Raw genomic sequence first — 17,217 nt, forward strand, 5'->3', positions numbered from 1 at the left:
CATTTGAACGGATACGGCAGCCTCCTCGAGCGCCTCGGTGGCGACGCCGATCGGCGCACCGGCTGGAGCCGCGAAGTTGCGGCGATGGCCTCGGTGGCTGCCCATCTGGCCAAAATGCTCAGCACCCGGGCGGGCAGCGTGCAAACGCTGCCCGACTACGGGCTGCCCGATCTCAACGATATGCGCCTGTCGCTGCACGACTCGCTGCAGCAGGCGCGTATCGCCATCGAGCGCTTCATCGAAGCGTACGAACCCAGACTGACCCAGGTGCGCGTGCTGTCGCTGCCGCGAACCCACGACCCGCTTACCCTCGCCTTCACCATAGAAGGCCTGCTGGAAGTGGATGGCCTCAAGCGCCAGGTCAATTTCTCCGCGAGCCTGGACGGCAGCGGTCAGGTCAACGTCAACCCAGGAGCGGCACATGTCCGGTAAACCCGCAGCCCGCCTCGGCGATCCCACCGCCTGCCCGATTCCCGGCCACGGCACCAACCCGATCGCCGCCGGCTCGCCCGACGTGCTGTTCGACAGCCTGCCCGCTGCGCGCATGGGCGACCCCTCCGCCTGCGGCGGCGCCATGGCCGGCGCGGTGATTCCTACCGTGCTGATCAACGGCAAGCCAGCGGCGGTGGTGGGCAGTGTGGGCAGTCATGGCAATACCGTGGTGGCAGGGTCTGGGACTGTTTTGATTGGCACTAGTGGGGGTGGGGCGGCGTTTACTGCTCCTCTGCCATTGCTCATGAAGGGATTCGATATCTGTGTTCAGTTGCTGGATCAAGCAAGCGGTGCGCCGATGAAAAACATGGCTTACACCGCCACCTTGGAGGACGGCAGCCACGTGCACGGTACGACGGACATAAATGGCTTAACGCGGTCCTTGGGCAAGAAGGACATACCGCAATCGGCTGCCCTCTCCGTAAAGCCGAGCTGGATATTGCGAGGCGAATGAGATGACTGAAGCAGCGATTCCACTCGGCACAGTAAAAACGACCCCGGCTCAGGATCAAAGCCCTGCACAGCTTTACTTAGTCGGACAGGAGGACTTCGTCATCCCGGTGGTCTTCCCTGATTACCTGATTCACATCGATGGTTATGAGGCCGAGATCTTTGGCCGAAAGATTACGATCCCTGCTCAGAAAGCCCCTTATCTGGGCCATGCAGGGGTATTGATCGTTAACGAGAAAAACGGCCTTACCAAATATTACGATTATGGCCGCTATGGGCCGAATGGGAAAACCCGCTCGGGGACGATTCCTGATGTGACTTTAAAAGGCGGAATGATCACCGAGTCCTCTCTAAAGAAAACTCTGCGGGCGGTTTCCAATAACCACGGGCAGTCAGGCCGGATCGCTGGAGTCGTATTACGTGGGCAGGTAGTTGACCAAGCACTAGCCTGGCTCAAAGCGAAGGAAGCTGAGAACACCGACTCCAAGCGTCAGGCATATGATCTCGGTAATCACAACTGCATGACGTTTGTCGCGGATCTGGTCGATCACATCGGATTGGATAGTCCCTTCCGTCCACCTGTCGTGATTCCTAGTACCTATATGAAACAGTTTCAGCTCAGTAACCCTGACTTGGAGTATGACTACGCAAATGACAATTTGGAGATTTCGGATTGAAAACTCTGAAATGGGTATGTCTGGCAGGCGTAGCGCTACTGCTCACTGTGATAATTGTTGAGGTGTTCTTTGTTCGATGGGAGCCAATAGTGGCTAAACCAGAACCATTACTTGACCACCCCAACGCTCAATGGAGCGGTGGTGTAGATGGGGGAGCATATTTTGAAATCACGGAGAACGATCCGCCGCGTTACTTTCTCGAAATTCGCTACGAGAACGGAAGTCTCTGGGCTAAAGGCTGGGTAAAAGGGGAAGAGCAAGCCCTGACCAATCGTGATTTTCTTGGTTATTACGGCGGAGATTCTGTCGAACTCAAAAGTGGCAAGCAGCTTCGGCTGGAGAGCCAAGATGGCACTTCAATCAATGTGGATTAAGTAAGGGCAGAGGTCAATAAAATGCCAAACACCAGCATTTCCGGTTACCTCGCCACTGTAGCGGACAGCGATATGTTTGGGATATTGGCTATCTATTGTTTTGCTACTGCCATCCTCGGACTCTTTGAGCCGGCGCGGAATACATGGCTATACCGATCCATGGCGTTTCTAGGCCTTTTGACTGTTCCAGCTCTGCATGTTGCAGGCACTTATTTTCTTAACCAGGTGCCTGCCTGATGACCATGTCCCATCAATTGACCACGTCGTTCGAGGCCTATCCACGCAAGGTCATCATTGGAGAGCAAGACGCTGCAAATCACTACTTCGTCCTGATGATTACCGAAGAAGAATTCGACCAGCTTCATGAGCTGATCGCAGAGCAGTTTGGCCAGACGACCATTGCGCTCGGGCAGACGACCCATGCTGCGAGCGTCGGCGAAGGGGTGGTGAAACTGTCTGCACGTCGCGAGTTCAACGGCTTGATCATAGAGTTGATCACCAACTCGAAGACGTTTCTCGAGAGGCTGGATGCTTCCTTCAAGGCGCCACCACCGCCTTGGTTTGCATTCCCTGACATGGAGCCCATCGAGGTGATCATGAACAAGCAGGGCAGCCTCGAATACTGGTGGGACTGGATTTGGAATCCCTATTGGGAACACGCCTCTGCCGAAACTCGAGCGGATTATCTGAGTGCGCACAAGGCCAGCGATGAATGGGCCGAGTATTTGGCTGGACAAGCCAATGGCTCCGACTGATCAGGGATAGATAAATGTCTTTCAACCACTACTACCAGAGCGAACTCACCGCCCTGCGCCAGCTGGGCAAGCGCTTCGCCGAGCGCAGTCCGGCGCTGGCACCCTTTCTCGGTCAGGCCGGGCGCGACCCGGATGTCGAGCGCCTGCTGGAAGGCTTCGCCTTCCTTACCGGGCGTCTGCGGCAGAAACTCGATGATGAGCTGCCGGAACTGACCCATTCCCTGATGCACCTGTTGTGGCCGAATTACATGCGCCCGCTACCGGCCTTCAGCATGCTGCAGTTCGATCCGCTGAAGCGACCCGGCCCGGCGCTGACGGTGCCGCGCAACACGCCGGTCGAATCCAAGCCCATCCAGGGCGTGACCTGCCGCTTCCGCACCGCCTACACCACCGAGGTGCTGCCGTTGGCACTCGAAGGGCTGGACTATTCGGTCAAGGGCGGCGGTGCCCTGCTGAACCTGCGTCTGCAGATGACGGCCGACGGACATCTGGGCGAGCTGAACCTCAAGCAGTTGCGCCTGCATCTGGCCGGCGAACGCTACATCAGTCAGATGCTCTACCTGAGCCTGCTGCGCCATCTCGGTAGTGTCGAGCTGGTTGTGCTGGACGCTGACGGTAAACCCTTCCGGGACGGATTCGGGATGAATCTGCCGGTTTTGAGGCTGCCGTCCTCGAGTCTGGAACCGGTGGGCTTTGCCGAAGACCAGGCCCTGATCCCCTACCCGCTCAACACGTTCCGGGGCTACCGCTACCTGCAGGAATATTTCGCCTTCCAGGAGAAATTCCTCTTCGTCGACCTGCTCGGTCTCGATGTGCTCAAGCGGCTACCGCAGGATGTGCTCGAGCACGCCCGAGGCTTCGAGCTGCGCTTCGATATCCAGAAGGCCGGCGCACAGCGCATCCGCCCGACGCGGGACAACGTGCGGCTGTATTGCACGCCGGTCGTGAATCTCTTCGAACATGACGCCATTCCGATTCGCCTCGACGGCAAGCAGGATCAGTATCTGCTGATGCCGTCGGAGCTCGATAGCAGCCACTGTGGTGTCTTCTCGGTCGACCGCGTGACCGGCTGGAAGCCTGGCGGCATGGGCTACGAGGAATATGTCGCCTTCGAGTCCTTCGAGCACGATCCCAGCTTCGACGTCCCGGTGGCGCGCCCACATTACAGCGTACGCCAACAGCCTTCGATGCTTGGCGATGGCCTGGATACCTACCTCAGCTTCGGTCTGCGCAATCTAGACCAACACGAGACGCTCTCCATCGAGCTGACATGCACCAACCAGAACCTTCCGCGCCAGCTGCGCCTGGGCGACATCTGCCTGCCGAGCGAAGGCACTCCCGAATTCCTGACCTTTCGCAACATCAGTCCGGTCACACCCAGCTACGCGCCGCCGCTGCATCGGGACTTCCTGTGGAAGCTGATCAGCAACATGTCGCTCAACTACCTGTCACTCGCCAACGTCGAGGCGCTCAAGGTGATCCTCGAGACATACGACCTGCCGCGCTACTACGACCAGCACGCGGAGAAGGTCAGCAAGCGTCTGCTCGGAGGGCTCAAGCAGATCGGGCACCAGCACGTCGACCGGCTGCATCGCGGCCTGCCGGTGCGCGGCGTGCGTACCGAGCTGGTGATGGATCCCGAGGGCTATCTGGGTGAAGGCGACCTGTTCCTCTTCGCCTCGATACTCAATGAATTTTTCGCGCTGTACGCCAGCCTCAATTCGTATCACGAGTTGCGCGTCAGGAGCACACAAGGAGAGGTGTATCAATGGACGCCGCGCATGGGACAGCAGCCCCTGCTCTGACTCGGCTCAGCCGTGGTATCCGCGAGTACAGCCTGTTCCAGGGTGTACTGCTGATAATGGACCGCTTGAAGGCCGCCCATCCTGATCTGGATGAAGAACGGCTCTACGAGTATCTGGAGTTCCAGGCCAACCCGAGTCTGGGTTTCCCGGGGAGCGACATCGACCGGGTCGAGTTCTTCGAAGAGGAGGGTGAGCTGCGCGCACGCCTGCGCATCAATCTGGTCAGCCTCTTCGGTGCGGGCTCGCCGCTGCCTGCCTTCTACGCCGACCAGGCATTGGGCGACGGGGCCGAGGGAAATCCGACGCGCGAGTTTCTCGACCTGTTCAACAATCGCCTGCAGCGCCTGATGCTGCCGATATGGCAGAAGTATCGCTACCGCGCTCGTTTTACCAGCGGCGCACGTGACCCCCTATCCGAGCAACTGTTTGCGCTGATCGGGCTGGGCGGCGCGCAGATTCGTGCCGCGTCCGAGCTCAACTGGAAAAGGCTGTTGCCCTACCTCGGCCTGCTCAGCCTCCGTGCGCACTCCGCCGCCTTGATCGAATCGGTACTGCGCTATTACTTCAAGCACGCCGACGTGCGCATCGAGCAGTGCCTGGAGCGACAGGTGGACATTCTCGCCGAGCAGCAGAACCGGCTGGGTCGCGCCAACAGCCAACTCGGCGAAAGCTTGGTGCTGGGCGAACGTGTACGGGACCGCGGCGGCAAGTTTCGCATCCACGTCCGTCAGCTGAGCTGGCACCGCTTCCATGAATTCCTGCCGGTCGGTACCGGCTACCAACCCCTGTGCGCGCTGGTGCGCTTCACCCTGCGCGACCCGCTCGACTATGACATTCGCCTTCAACTGCGGCGTGACGACATCCGAGACCTGCGCATCGGCGCCGAAAACCCCTGCCGCCTCGGCTGGACCAGTTGGCTCGGCAGCGAGCGCGCCGATGGCATGGTCACCCTGGGCAGCCAGATTCATTAAGGAATGATGAACCATGATCAACGTAGATCTACAGCAACTCGTTCAGGCATTGGATGCCGAGACCAAACGCGACCTTGAAAGCGCGGCCGAGCGCTGCGTCATGCGCGGCGGCAGCAAGATCCTCGTCGAAGACCTGCTGCTGGGACTGCTGGAACGGCCCGATGGAATACTCAGGCGTGCCCTGCAGGATGCCGGCGTCGAGGCGGGTGAGCTGGCACAAGCACTGCAACCACGAGGCGAGCACAGCGAATCGCGCAACCCGGTTTTCTCCGCCGAGCTGGTGCAGTGGCTGCAGGACGCGCTGTTGGTCGGCAATCTGGAACTTGGTCAAAGCCAGATCGATCAGGCAGCGCTGATCCTGGCTTTGCTGCGTAATCCGATGCGCTACGCCGGCAGTCATTACCAGCCCTTGCTGGCGCGCTTGAACACCGAGCGGTTACGTGAATTTGCGCTGTCCCAACAGCCCCAGACGGCTCCTGGCAAGCCGGCCGCGGCAGGTGAATCGAATCTGGCACGCTTCACCCACAACTTCACTCAGCAGGCCCGCGACGGCAAGCTTGACCCTGTTCTGTGCCGTGACAGCGCCATCCGCCAGCTGATCGACATCCTTGCCCGGCGGCGCAAGAGCAACCCGATCGTGGTAGGCGAAGCCGGTGTCGGCAAGACTGCGATTGTCGAAGGGCTGGCACTTCGCATCGCGCACGGCGAGGTGCCTGAAACGCTCAAGGACGTGGAGCTGCTGTGCCTGGACCTCGGCCTGCTCCAGGCGGGCGCCAGCGTGAAAGGCGAATTCGAGCGCCGCCTTCAAGGCGTCATCGATGAGGTCAAGGGCGCGCCGAAGCCGACCATACTGTTCATCGACGAAGCGCACTCCCTCATTGGAGCCGGGGGGCAGGCTGGCAGCGGCGACGCCGCCAACCTGCTCAAGCCGGCGCTGGCACGGGGCGAATTGCGCACCATCGCCGCCACCACATGGAGCGAGTACAAGAAGTACTTCGAGAAGGACCCGGCATTGGCGCGCCGCTTCCAACCTGTCCAATTGCACGAACCCACCGTCGACGAAGCCGTGACCATCCTGCGCGGCCTCGCCCCGGTCTACGAGACAAGTCACGGAATCTACCTGCGCGACGATGCGGTGGTCGCCGCTGCCGAGCTCTCGGCCCGCTACCTCGCCGGCCGACAGCTACCGGACAAGGCAGTCGACGTGCTCGACACCGCCTGCGCTCGGGTGCGCATCAGCCTGGCGGCGGCGCCTGAAACACTGGAGCGGCTGCGTGGCGAGATCGCCGAAGGCGAGCGCCAGCGCCTGGCCTTGCGCCGGGATCTCGAAGCCGGTCTGCGCATCGAGACCGAGACGCTCGATGGCCTGGAGGCCCGCCTGACGGCAGCCCGCGCCGAGCTCGAGCAACTGGAAACCCGCTGGTCGGCACAGCGGACACTGGCCGAGCGCCTTCTGGAGCTGCGCAAGCAGTGCGCCGCGCTCCGCCTGGCAGGCAATACCGAAGAAGCCGGAGAGCAACGCGCCCCGGATCTGGAACAGCTCGAAGCCGAGCTGCGCGACCTACAGGCCGAACTCGCCAGCGTCCAGGCCGCCGAGCGCCTGGTCAGCTTCGAAGTCTGCCCACGCCTCGTGGCCGAAGTGATCAGCCACTGGACCGGTGTGCCGCTTTCTCAGCTCGCACGCGAGCACAACAGCAAAGTGCTGAGCTTCGCCGCGGACTTGCGTCAGCGGGTACGCGGCCAGGAGCAGGCCATCGAGGCGCTGGACCGCTCGATGCGCGCCACTGCGGCCGGGCTGAACAGACCCGATGCGCCGGTGGGCGTTTTCCTGCTGGTCGGCCCCAGCGGCGTCGGCAAGACCGAAACCGCGCTGGCACTGGCCGATCTCCTCTATGGCGGCGAGCGCTTCCTCACCACCATCAACATGTCCGAGTTCCAGGAAAAGCACAGCGTGTCCCGATTGATCGGCGCTCCGCCAGGCTACGTGGGCTATGGCGAGGGCGGCATGCTCACCGAAGCAGTACGGCAAAAGCCTTATTCGGTCGTCCTGCTCGATGAGGTCGAAAAGGCCGATCCGGACGTGATGAACGTCTTCTACCAGATCTTCGACAAAGGCGTCGCCAACGACGGCGAAGGCCGCGAGATCAATTTCCGCAACACCTTGATCCTGATGACCAGCAACCTGGCCAGCGACCGCATCGCCGGCCTTTGTGCCGGTGGTCAGCGACCCGCTACCGAAGACCTGGAGCTGGCGATCCGCCCCGCACTGGCCCAGCACTTCAAGCCGGCACTGCTCGCCCGCATGCGCGTAGTGCCCTACTACCCGGTGCAGGGCGAGGTGCTCGATGAACTGGTCGCACTCAAGCTGTCGCGCTTCGGCGAGCGGCTCGCGCGTCGCCAATTGCAATTCAGCCATTGCGAGGCCTTGGTGCGGCATCTGGCCGAACGCTGCACGCATGGCGAAAGTGGTGCACGACTGATCGACCACTTGATCGACCAGCATCTGCAGCCACTGGTCGTCGACCGTTTGCTCGATGCCATGGCGGGTGGAGAAGCCCTGCGTCAGGTGCATGCCACGCTCGACGGCGAGGGAGCGGTGGTCTGTGAGTTCGCTTAAGGTCCCGCCCGTGTTCGCCGGAGCGGACTCGCCGTGCGACATGGAGACGTTGCTCGAGCGCCTGGCCAAGCTGGCATGGTGCAGCGATACAGACGCTTGGCTCGGCGGGCTCATCGAGCTGGCGGCGCAGATCGCGCGCTGCCCGCTCGCTCAGCTCTACCTGCTCGACGCCACCCATACGCGTCTGACGCTGTCGGCCGAATGGTTCGAGGGCATGCAGCGCCACGAGGCGACCAGCGTCCCCAGCGACTATCGCGACGAACAATTGCTGCAGTATTGCCTCAGCCAGAACCGGCAACTGAGCATCGCGCCGCTCGATGCCAGTCTGCACCAGACCAGTTTTCTGCCGGAAACGTCGCGCCCCTGGCACAGCCTGCTTTGCCTGCCGTTACTGGATCCCGACGGACACGCCGTCGGCCTCCTCGTGGCGGCGAGTATTGCCAAGCAGGACCTCGCGGGCGCCGCCGTGCCGCTGTCCCGCCTCGGCCGGTTCGCCCTTGGCCAGGCGCAGCGGCTCAATCGCCTGCGCGACACAGCGCAACCCGCGAGCGCACCGACGCCGCCGTTGCGACCCTGCGCCAGTGGCTATGGCCTGATAGGGGACAGTCCCCGGATGCGCACCGTCTATGGGCTGATCGGGAAGGTGCTGCATAACCCGGTAAGCGTGCTGCTGACCGGCGAAACCGGCACGGGCAAGGAACTCGCCGCTCGCGCCATTCATGATTGCGGGTCCCGTCGCAGCCAGGCGTTTGTGGTGCAGAACTGCGCCGCCTTGCCTGAGCATCTGCTCGAAAGCGAACTGTTCGGCTATCGCAAGGGGGCCTTTACCGGTGCCGATCGCGACCATGAAGGCCTGTTCGACGCCGCCAACGGCGGCACGCTGTTTCTCGACGAGATCGGCGACATGCCGCTGACGCTACAGGCCAAGCTGTTGCGCGTGCTACAGGAAGGCGAGGTGCGACCGCTGGGCAGCACACGCACCCATAAGGTCGACGTGCGCATTGTCGCCGCGACCCATCAGGACCTGCACAAACGCGTCGAACAAGGCCGCTTCCGCGAAGACCTTTACTACCGGCTCTCCATCTTCCCCATCGAGCTTCCACCGCTGCGCGACCGCGGCCAGGACATTCTGCGCCTGGCTCAGCACTTCGCCGAAAAGGCGTGCGGCTTCCTGCAGCGCGATGCCGTGCGCTGGTCGGACGCGGCGCTGGAACAACTGTCAGGCTATGGCTTCCCCGGTAACGTTCGTGAACTCAAGGGGCTGGTCGAACGCGCCGTGCTGCTGTGTGACGGCGGCGAGTTGCTACCGGCACATTTCAACCTGCGCCCCGTGGACGATGAACTGGACAGCACGCTGAATCTGCGCGAACGCCTCGAGCGCGTCGAGCGCAACCTTCTCGTTGACTGCCTGCGCAAGAACCGTGGCAATCAGAGCCAGGCCGCACGTGAACTCGGCCTGCCGCGTCGCACCCTGCTGTACCGCATGGATCGGCTGGGGGTGAACGCCGGTGATCTTTGAATTCAACTGGAGGAACCGGATGCTCCGACGCTGCCCGGCTGCAGCTGTCATTGCTGGACTAACAGGGCTGCGGGGAGGTTGCGGCTCGGTGATCCGGTGCGCCAATGGTTATCCAGACGCCTATCCGGGCTTGCAACAGGACGGCGCGTTTCTTGGCGTCACCGGCGCGAGCGAGCCCTATGACCCTTCGGCTGCAGCGACCTTCATCTGCTACACGACCATTGTCTGTGGGCCGTTGGCGCTTCTCTCAGTACCGGTCGATGTGGCGATAGACACCGTACTGCTACCTATCGATTTGATCAGTTCCACGGAACCGTGGATTGGTAAGCGATAGCCTTATACCGGCCTTCTTGAGGCCCATGGAAGACCACCCGGACAAGGATTGCCAATGTTCAACCCGGCCAACGACACCCATTTCAGCCTCGCCATCGAGGGTATCGAGCACGATCTGCAGGTGCTCGAATTCGCTGGCCGAGAAGCCGTCAGCCAGCCCTACAGCTTCGAGCTGGAGCTGATCAGCGAGCGCCCCGACCTGAATCTTGATGACCTGCTGCATCGCCCGGCTTTTCTGGCCCTCTGCCCCGCCGGCAGCGGTATTCACGGCCAGATCTACCGCGTTGCACAGGGCGACTCCGGCAGGCGCATGACGCGCTATCGGATCAGCCTGCAGCCCCGCATGGCCTATCTGGGCCATCGCACCGGCCAGCGCATCTTCCAGCACATGACCGTGGACGCGATCATCGCCCAGGTACTGGAGGAACATGGGATCCAGGGCGACGCCTACCGCTTCCAGCTGGGTGCGGCCTATCCAACCCGTACTTACTGCGTGCAATACGACGAGACCGACCTGCATTTCATCCAGCGCCTGTGCGAGGAAGAAGGCATCCACTACCACTTCCAGCACAGCCCGTCGGGCCATGTACTGGTATTCGGAGACAACCAGACAGGATTTCCGAAACTGATGCCGGTCGCCTACCAGCAAGATTCGGGATTGGTAGCCGACAGGCCGGTCGTCAAGCGCTTCGGCCTACGCCTGGAGACCCGCACCAGCCGCGTTACCCGCCGCGACTACGATTTCGAAAAGCCACGCTTGCGGATGGAAGCCGCTTTCCAGAGCGACTTCCAGCCAGACCTGGAGGATTACGATTACCCCGGTCGGTTCGTCGAGCGTGAACGAGGCAAGCAGTTGTCGCAGCGGGCGCTCGAGCGCCACCGCAGCGACTACGAACTGGCCGAAGGACTGAGTGACCAACCGCGACTCGTCACTGGTCACTTCCTTCCGCTGACCGGACACCCGCGCAGCGACTGGAACCAGCTCTGGCTGCTCACCGAAGTTTTCCACGAAGGCAAACAACCGCAGGTATTGGAGGAATCGGTCACCGACTTCTCAAGCGGGGGCGCCCGGCTGAGGGCTGACCACGATTTCCGCCAAGGCTACCGCAACCGCTTCACCGCGACGCCTTGGGACGTGCCCTACCGCCCCGCCCTGCGTCATCCCAAACCAAAGGTGCTGGGCAGCCAGAGCGCCGTGGTCACCGGCCCGGCCGGCGAGGAAATCCATTGCGACGAATACGGCCGGGTAAAGGTCCAGTTCCACTGGGACCGTGAAGGTCAGGCCGACGACAAGACCAGCTGCTGGCTGCGCGTCAGGGGCTGGGCCGGCGACCGCTACGGCGGCATTGCCATCCCGCGCGTTGGGATGGAAGTACTGGTCACCTTCCTCGAAGGCGACCCGGATCAGCCCCTCGTCACCGGCTGCCTGTATCACAAGGAGCACGTCGTCCCGTATGACCTCCCGGCCAACAAGACTCGCAGCGTCTTCAAGACACTCAGCTCCCCGGGTGGTGGCGGCTACAACGAATTGCGTATCGAAGATCGCAAGGGCGTCGAGCAGATTTATGTCCACGCCCAGCGGGACTGGGATGAAAACATCGAGCACGACCAGAAAATCCGCGTCGGCCACGAACGCCATGACACCGTGGAAGCCAACAGCTACAGCGAGTTCAAGGCCGAAGAACACCGCACTACCCACGCCGACCGCAAGACCGAAGTCCGCGCGAACGACCACCTGACCGTGGGCAACACCCAGCACGTGAAGATCGGCACCGGGCAGTTCGTCGAAGCCGGCAACGAAATCCACTACTACGCCGGCAGCAAGGTCGTCATCGACGCCGGCATGGAGCTCACCGCCAAAGGGGGGGGAAGCTTCCTCAAGCTCGACCCGGGCGGCGTCACGCTGAATGGAGCGACCATCAAAATGAATTCGGGCGGGGCGCCAGGGAGCGGTTCCGGAGCTAAACCCATCCTGCCGGGGCAGGTGCATCCGACGGATGCAGACAACGCCGGCCACCTGCTGATCCAGGCCCAGAAACAGGCGCTGCAACGCGCCGCCCGCCAGGCCCAACCCTTCTGCGCTATTTGCCAGCAAATGGAGCAGAAAGCATGAGCGAACAACTGCGGCAATACCTGCTGCTCGACGGTGCGCAGATCGACGACCTGTTGGCTCAGCTTTATGAATTGGAGGACAACCCAAGCCCCCTACTGCTCTATCGTGGTACGCGTTACGAAGCCTCCGCAGATACCGGCCCGATCCTGGTCGAGCTTGCGCCAGACAGCAGGTTGGAGGCCCACTTCAACGAGCACTGGCAGGCAACCACGGGCGTGTGGCTGCAAAGCGATGCCCACACTAAAGAGTTGGTCGAGCACTTGCGCAGCTTGGTGCATGCCAGCGTACAGGGCGTGACGGTGCTGCTGCGCTACTACGACCCAAGGGTGATGCGCCATTGGCTGGTCGAACTCCCCAGCGAAGAACGTGACCATTTGATGGGCCCCATCCAGTGCATTCGCCTTGCCTCTCGCAATGTGGACGACGAGCCCATCGAACTGCAGCGGCAAACAGCATCGGCTGCCGCTCGTTATGACGATACGCCCTGGCTGCACCTGAGTGACGATACGGTCGAACGGCTGAACCAGGCCCACCTGGAAGCCTTCGACGAACAGGTGCTGGCCCATGTCGATCACTACTTTCCCGGCTGCCTGGCAGGTCAGGATACTGCCGCCCGCCAGGCCTGGGCACGGACCTGCCGCCTGAATGCCAGTGCCCGCGGCTACAGCAGCGCCGATAAAGTGGTGCAATGGGCCAACCTGTGCGCCGTGCTGGGCCTGGATTTCCCACAAGCATCTGGGCACCAGGCCTACCGGCAGATACTCGACACAGCGCAGTTGCGCCCCGAGCAGCGCCTGGAACACCTGGCCCTGGAACTGCAACGGCAATTGCTGACCGACAAGGAAGTCACCGCATGACCACCTCGAATCAAAGTCAGGCACTCAACCTGGCAGCGGCCAACCAGGCCGCCAAGCAGAACTTCCCCGCTGAAGACCTGGGCAGCTCGGTAAGCGCCTGCCCGGCCAGGCAAGCTGAAGTCTTCGTGGTGCCGGTGCGTTATGCCTTGAGTGAGGAAAAGGCCGAGCACTCCTCGGTGCAGCCGATTCGCCAGACCTTCAGCCACCCGATGGCGCTGCGCCGCTTGCGGCCCGGCTACCTGTACTTGTGGCAGGCCGAGGGCCCTCTGCAACGCTTCGCCGTAGCCGAAGATGGTCGCCTGTTGGAGCAAGCGCTTGAGGATGGTCACAGCGAAGTTGCGCAAGGCGCACTGACGGGCCTAAAACTGAACAAGGCACGGGGCGCCTGGATGATGCATGCCGAGCGGCCCTTGTCGGCACAACATTGTTATGAGTTGAAAAGCCCCAGCGTTCGCCGCCGGCATATGCGTCAGCTCGATCTGCCAGGCGTCGCCCGCGAGCTGACGGCAGAGCACTGCCCGCCGTTGAGCGAGGCCACGCAACTGATCGCCGAGTTGCTGCCGGAAAGTTACGACAAGGCGCTGGCCGCCGAGCATGTCGAAAATGGCGAACAGCAGCAACAAACACTCGATCAGGTCTACGCCACCATCGGCACCTTCGACACAGCGGAGCAAAATGCGGCGGCGGCCGACGCCTGGTTACAGCTCAAATCCCAGCAAGACAAATGCAGTGCGGCAGCCGAGAGGCATCCCGATGCCGCCGAGCACAAGCCCGGTGAGTGGAGCACTGTGGCCTGGGATGCCTTTGCCTGCGAGGCGTGGCTCGCTCTGGCGCGCAGCCAGGCCGGCGCATTGCATGCCGTGTTGGCATGCCTGGATGACGACCTGGGCGCCCTGCGCGATCTCAACAACGAGCAGGGGTTGATCAACATCCGTCACGAGCAATGGAACCAGCAGAACGGCAACAAGGGCATGATTGCCGGTTTCGTCAACAGCCTGATCAACGAAGATGGTGCGGAGCTGAGCAACCTCATCAACTACCGCTACAGGCCCGGCGAAGAGCTACAACTGACGCCCGAAGAAGGCGACCAGTTACTCAAGGCGCACAACGACCTCAAGCCGTTGCTCGACGAGGAAACCCGTATCAACCGCGAGCGTGGCCGGCAATACAGCCATGCTCAAGCTGATGCGCTGCTGCGCCAGGTACATTACGACGAGCAGCAAGTACTGCTGCCGACCCGTAGCTTCATACCGCCGCACCTGCACAACGAAATCCGCTCGGTGGTGATGGGCTACACCGCCGACAAGGCACGCAACATGACCGACAGCAGAAGCGGCGCACAGGTGGCCGAGCGGGTACGCCTGGACGCCATGCAAAGCTGGATGGACGACGAAGCCGCACCGCACCATCGTTGGCTGGCCGAACGGCGCGCAAGCCTGTTGCAAGACAGCGAAACCTTCCTGGCCGTGCATGGTGAAAGCCTGTGGTACGCCGACTATGACAGCTCTGAGCACTGCAACTGGCTGAGCCACCTCAGCCTGGCGAGCCTGAGCGAGCTGTGCAGCAGCGGGCCGGGCATACAGGTGGCCGTCAACCTGCTTCGCTCACCCTCGCCGGAACGCCCCTTCAGCCTGTTGAGTAATGGTTTCAGCCCTGAACTGGTGGATATCTCCGACCGATCGAACGAGGTCACCGCGGCGCTGACCAGCCAGAACCAGGCAGCCATAGGGCAACTACTTGGCTCTCTGGTCAGCCAGGGCAAACTGGCCTGGCTCAGTGAGCTGGGCGGTCCTGATGGTCACAGCTGGAATAAGGCCATTTCCCGCCTGGCGGCTGCGCTCGGCACCCTGGAGCTGGAGCACCTGAACGGCACAGCCAGCACGCCGAACCTGATCGCGCGCTTCCCTTTGCCGCTGCAAGGCCTGCTGCTGGTCGTGCGCTGGAGTTCCGGTGTGGTGATCAAAAGCGGCCAGATCGGTTTCAGCCTCAGTGGCGCTGTGGGCCAACGCCTGTGGGACTGGAGCCAGGAAGCAGGGCGCCACCTGCAAAGAGGCCTGGCACCGAACGTTGCCGCCATCCGCAACCTCAATACCCTGGGCGGCGTGCTGCCGATGGCAGCCCTGCTGCTGCATATGAACAACCTGGCGCAGCTTTATCAGCGCGATCAGGGGCGGGAGCTGGATGCTGTTCGTGATTGGGAACATAAGGCAGAAAGCATGAAAGTGGCTGCTGCGCTATCGGCCGTGATCGGGGCGAGTTGGGAAGCTACCGGGCAGAGAGCGGTTAGCGTGACATTGTTCAATCAAGCCTTGCAGGCTCCCATCGGTACCCTGTTTGCGGCTTTAACCGGCGCATTTGCTACCGTGGCGGCTGTTTTTGACCTCGCCAAACTCACGGCCGAAATGCAGAAAGAGAATGCCTACTGGAGCGGCAACCACTGGGCACGACTGGGACATGACGGTGCCGTGCTGGGCCTGATGGCCACCCAGACCGGCCTCGGCGGTTATGCCACCTATATGGCCCTGACCAATCGCTGGACCATTGGCGAAGCGATCAAATGGTTCAGCCTGCGCATCGTGCCGGTGAACTGGCTGATCCTTATCGTCGAAGGTCTGTACCTTGCCTGGAATTACTTTAAGGACAGCGAGCTGCAGCAGTTCCTCGAACAATGCTGCTGGGGTAATGCACGCCGCTGGGACGACAGCCCTGAACAGGCCAGCTCCGAGCTGCAAACCCTGATCGACATGCTGTTCAAACCCCGGCTGCAGGCCACTGGGCTGCTGACCAGCCGCCACTCGGGCGGCAGCGACCAGAGCATCGTCATCGGCAGCAAAACCGACAGCCTGCAACTCTACCTGCCCGGCGCCGACCCCAGCCGCACCCAGTTGCACCTGCGTCTGGCGGCCATCAACGCCGCCGGCACGCCCACCGATTGCACACGCCAATGGCTGGCCACTGTACAAAGCCAGTGGCTGCCTATCCACCAGGGCATGGGCCTGCGCCTGAGCGGCAAGCTGCCGGCGCAGCCGGAGGGCGGCTACTGGCAGTTGCAGGTGATCTACCACAGCCCCCTGGCTATGCTGACCAGCACTCTCAACCCCCGCCAGCTAGTGGTTGGTGGCAATCAGGGCATGCGCTATATCATCCGTGGTACCAGTATTACCGAGCATGGCAGCAGCGACGGCCCATTGCTCAGCGAAAGCCTACCCGCCGTTGAGGTCGAACGGACAGTCTTGACTCCCGAGGATCAGTAATGAACGCACAGGCCGGCGATATCGAACGCGGCTTTCTCCGCCAACAGGAGCATCTGGCCCCTTTGCCGATACCAACCGGGCAGCCACCCCAGGATTTGATGAATATCATCTGGCGCAAAAACTCGGTTTATCTGGATATCGGTAGTTTCGCCATGGGGGGGGGGTGGATGACGCTGCATGCCATGTCCCACGTATTCATTGCGATTTCTGTTTGGGTCGTTGCAAGCTCTTCTGGCGTTCCAGGTGTAACTTTGGTCTATCTGGGGATTATCCCATTGGTGGGGGCGGCGATCATGGGGCCGCTTTGGTACTTTTTTATAAAGCAATGGCGTAAACCACTGACACCGCCCCTGCGCTTCAACCGACAGCGCCGTGAGGTCTGCGTGACCGAGCCGGACGGCAACTACTGGTTCGTTCCCTGGGAGCGTGTGCATGCTGTGTCCCCCAGCGCGCTTAGCCTCAATACCGGCGGCGCCAGCAAGCAGGGTGCACTTATCCTCTGGTTGCCCCTCGAAGGGCAGGAGCATGAGGCCTATTCGGAGAACAAACCGGGCTGGGTGATGATGCTCAATACCGGAGGTGGCACTGGCTCCATGGCGCAGTGGGAATGTATTCGCAGCTTTATGGAAATCGGCCCGGAGGCGGTGCCTGATACCACCCGTGAAGACGCCTATGAGAAGGTTCAGCGCGGCGGCTACCTAGGGGCATGGATCGAGGCATTCCAGCAGTTGTTCCGCGAGCTAAAGCAAGGCCAGTTCGGTGCTGCCTGCATGACCTTTCTCGGCCTGACCATTTTCGGTTTGCCCTGGATTGCGGTACTGCTGATCCGAAAACTCGCCAATATCCCCGACCTGACCGCCCCGGAAGCGGTGGAATGGTCAACCCCACTGCCCCCCGAACAATGGGCCAAGCGCTCCCCGGAACTGGAGCGTGCCATTGCAGAGCGGGAGGCTGAGCTGGCCGCTTCATCGGCAGCATGACTGACAACCGGCCCCGACTG

Annotated in this window: 13 protein-coding genes; all 13 read left to right on the forward strand. The window is 61.8% G+C overall.

Annotation, left to right across the window (positions count from 1 at the left end):
• Positions 1-3 precede the first annotated feature (3 nt).
• The 13 genes from tssE to AC4LFW_RS16910 all read left to right on the forward strand — a co-directional run bounded on the left by tssE (position 4) and on the right by AC4LFW_RS16910 (position 17,197).
• Positions 4-432, forward strand: a complete 429-nt coding sequence (gene tssE, locus AC4LFW_RS16850; protein ID WP_491820525.1) for a type VI secretion system baseplate subunit TssE — start codon at positions 4-6, stop codon at positions 430-432.
• Positions 422-946 carry a PAAR domain-containing protein gene (locus tag AC4LFW_RS16855; RefSeq protein ID WP_491820526.1) on the forward strand — a complete coding sequence of 175 codons (525 nt, stop codon included), beginning with the start codon at positions 422-424 and terminating at the stop codon, positions 944-946. Before tssE ends, AC4LFW_RS16855 begins: the two co-directional genes overlap by 11 nt.
• Position 947: 1 nt before the next feature.
• Positions 948-1,619 carry a hypothetical protein gene (locus AC4LFW_RS16860; RefSeq protein ID WP_491820527.1) on the forward strand — a complete coding sequence of 224 codons (672 nt, stop codon included), beginning with the start codon at positions 948-950 and terminating at the stop codon, positions 1,617-1,619.
• Positions 1,616-1,993 (forward strand): hypothetical protein, encoded by a 378-nt coding sequence (locus AC4LFW_RS16865; RefSeq protein WP_491820528.1) that lies wholly within the window; start codon positions 1,616-1,618, stop codon positions 1,991-1,993. The genes AC4LFW_RS16860 and AC4LFW_RS16865 overlap by 4 nt, the downstream gene beginning before the upstream one ends.
• Before the next feature lie 236 nt (positions 1,994-2,229).
• Positions 2,230-2,748 carry a hypothetical protein gene (locus AC4LFW_RS16870; protein WP_491820529.1) on the forward strand — a complete coding sequence of 173 codons (519 nt, stop codon included), beginning with the start codon at positions 2,230-2,232 and terminating at the stop codon, positions 2,746-2,748.
• Positions 2,749-2,762: 14 nt separating this feature from the next.
• Complete coding sequence (tssF, locus tag AC4LFW_RS16875; protein WP_491820530.1) at positions 2,763-4,553, forward strand: type VI secretion system baseplate subunit TssF; 1,791 nt, start codon at positions 2,763-2,765, stop codon at positions 4,551-4,553.
• Positions 4,517-5,524, forward strand: a complete 1,008-nt coding sequence (gene tssG / locus AC4LFW_RS16880) for a type VI secretion system baseplate subunit TssG (RefSeq protein ID WP_491820531.1) — start codon at positions 4,517-4,519, stop codon at positions 5,522-5,524. Before tssF ends, tssG begins: the two co-directional genes overlap by 37 nt.
• 13 nt (positions 5,525-5,537) lie before the next feature.
• Positions 5,538-8,141 carry a type VI secretion system ATPase TssH gene (tssH, locus tag AC4LFW_RS16885; protein ID WP_491820532.1) on the forward strand — a complete coding sequence of 868 codons (2,604 nt, stop codon included), beginning with the start codon at positions 5,538-5,540 and terminating at the stop codon, positions 8,139-8,141.
• Between the two features lie 40 nt (positions 8,142-8,181).
• The gene (locus AC4LFW_RS16890; protein WP_491822160.1) at positions 8,182-9,660 is read left to right on the forward strand and encodes a sigma-54 interaction domain-containing protein; all 1,479 of its coding nucleotides are present in this window, start codon (positions 8,182-8,184) and stop codon (positions 9,658-9,660) included.
• 388 nt (positions 9,661-10,048) lie between these two features.
• Positions 10,049-12,106 carry a type VI secretion system Vgr family protein gene (locus tag AC4LFW_RS16895; RefSeq protein WP_491820533.1) on the forward strand — a complete coding sequence of 686 codons (2,058 nt, stop codon included), beginning with the start codon at positions 10,049-10,051 and terminating at the stop codon, positions 12,104-12,106.
• Positions 12,103-12,963 (forward strand): DUF4123 domain-containing protein, encoded by an 861-nt coding sequence (locus tag AC4LFW_RS16900; protein WP_491820535.1) that lies wholly within the window; start codon positions 12,103-12,105, stop codon positions 12,961-12,963. The genes AC4LFW_RS16895 and AC4LFW_RS16900 overlap by 4 nt, the downstream gene beginning before the upstream one ends.
• Positions 12,960-16,217 (forward strand): toxin VasX, encoded by a 3,258-nt coding sequence (locus tag AC4LFW_RS16905; RefSeq protein WP_491820536.1) that lies wholly within the window; start codon positions 12,960-12,962, stop codon positions 16,215-16,217. Before AC4LFW_RS16900 ends, AC4LFW_RS16905 begins: the two co-directional genes overlap by 4 nt.
• Positions 16,217-17,197, forward strand: coding sequence for a hypothetical protein (locus tag AC4LFW_RS16910; RefSeq protein ID WP_491820538.1), 981 nt, complete (start codon positions 16,217-16,219; stop codon positions 17,195-17,197). Before AC4LFW_RS16905 ends, AC4LFW_RS16910 begins: the two co-directional genes overlap by 1 nt.
• Positions 17,198-17,217: the final 20 nt, after the last annotated feature.

The organism is Stutzerimonas sp. C6.4V, from assembly GCF_058536345.1.

What these genes read in the sequence shown, in the direction of transcription:
- tssF (WP_491820530.1), top strand. Translation starts at nt 2,763, where the DNA reads ATGTCTTTCAACCACTACTACCAGAGCGAACTCACCGCCCTGCGCCAG.
- AC4LFW_RS16910 (WP_491820538.1), top strand. Translation starts at nt 16,217, where the DNA reads ATGAACGCACAGGCCGGCGATATCGAACGCGGCTTTCTCCGCCAACAG.
- AC4LFW_RS16870 (WP_491820529.1), top strand. Translation starts at nt 2,230, where the DNA reads ATGACCATGTCCCATCAATTGACCACGTCGTTCGAGGCCTATCCACGC.
- AC4LFW_RS16855 (WP_491820526.1), top strand. Translation starts at nt 422, where the DNA reads ATGTCCGGTAAACCCGCAGCCCGCCTCGGCGATCCCACCGCCTGCCCG.
- tssH (WP_491820532.1), top strand. Translation starts at nt 5,538, where the DNA reads ATGATCAACGTAGATCTACAGCAACTCGTTCAGGCATTGGATGCCGAG.
- AC4LFW_RS16860 (WP_491820527.1), top strand. Translation starts at nt 948, where the DNA reads ATGACTGAAGCAGCGATTCCACTCGGCACAGTAAAAACGACCCCGGCT.
- tssG (WP_491820531.1), top strand. Translation starts at nt 4,517, where the DNA reads ATGGACGCCGCGCATGGGACAGCAGCCCCTGCTCTGACTCGGCTCAGC.
- AC4LFW_RS16905 (WP_491820536.1), top strand. Translation starts at nt 12,960, where the DNA reads ATGACCACCTCGAATCAAAGTCAGGCACTCAACCTGGCAGCGGCCAAC.
- AC4LFW_RS16895 (WP_491820533.1), top strand. Translation starts at nt 10,049, where the DNA reads ATGTTCAACCCGGCCAACGACACCCATTTCAGCCTCGCCATCGAGGGT.
- AC4LFW_RS16890 (WP_491822160.1), top strand. Translation starts at nt 8,182, where the DNA reads ATGGAGACGTTGCTCGAGCGCCTGGCCAAGCTGGCATGGTGCAGCGAT.
- AC4LFW_RS16900 (WP_491820535.1), top strand. Translation starts at nt 12,103, where the DNA reads ATGAGCGAACAACTGCGGCAATACCTGCTGCTCGACGGTGCGCAGATC.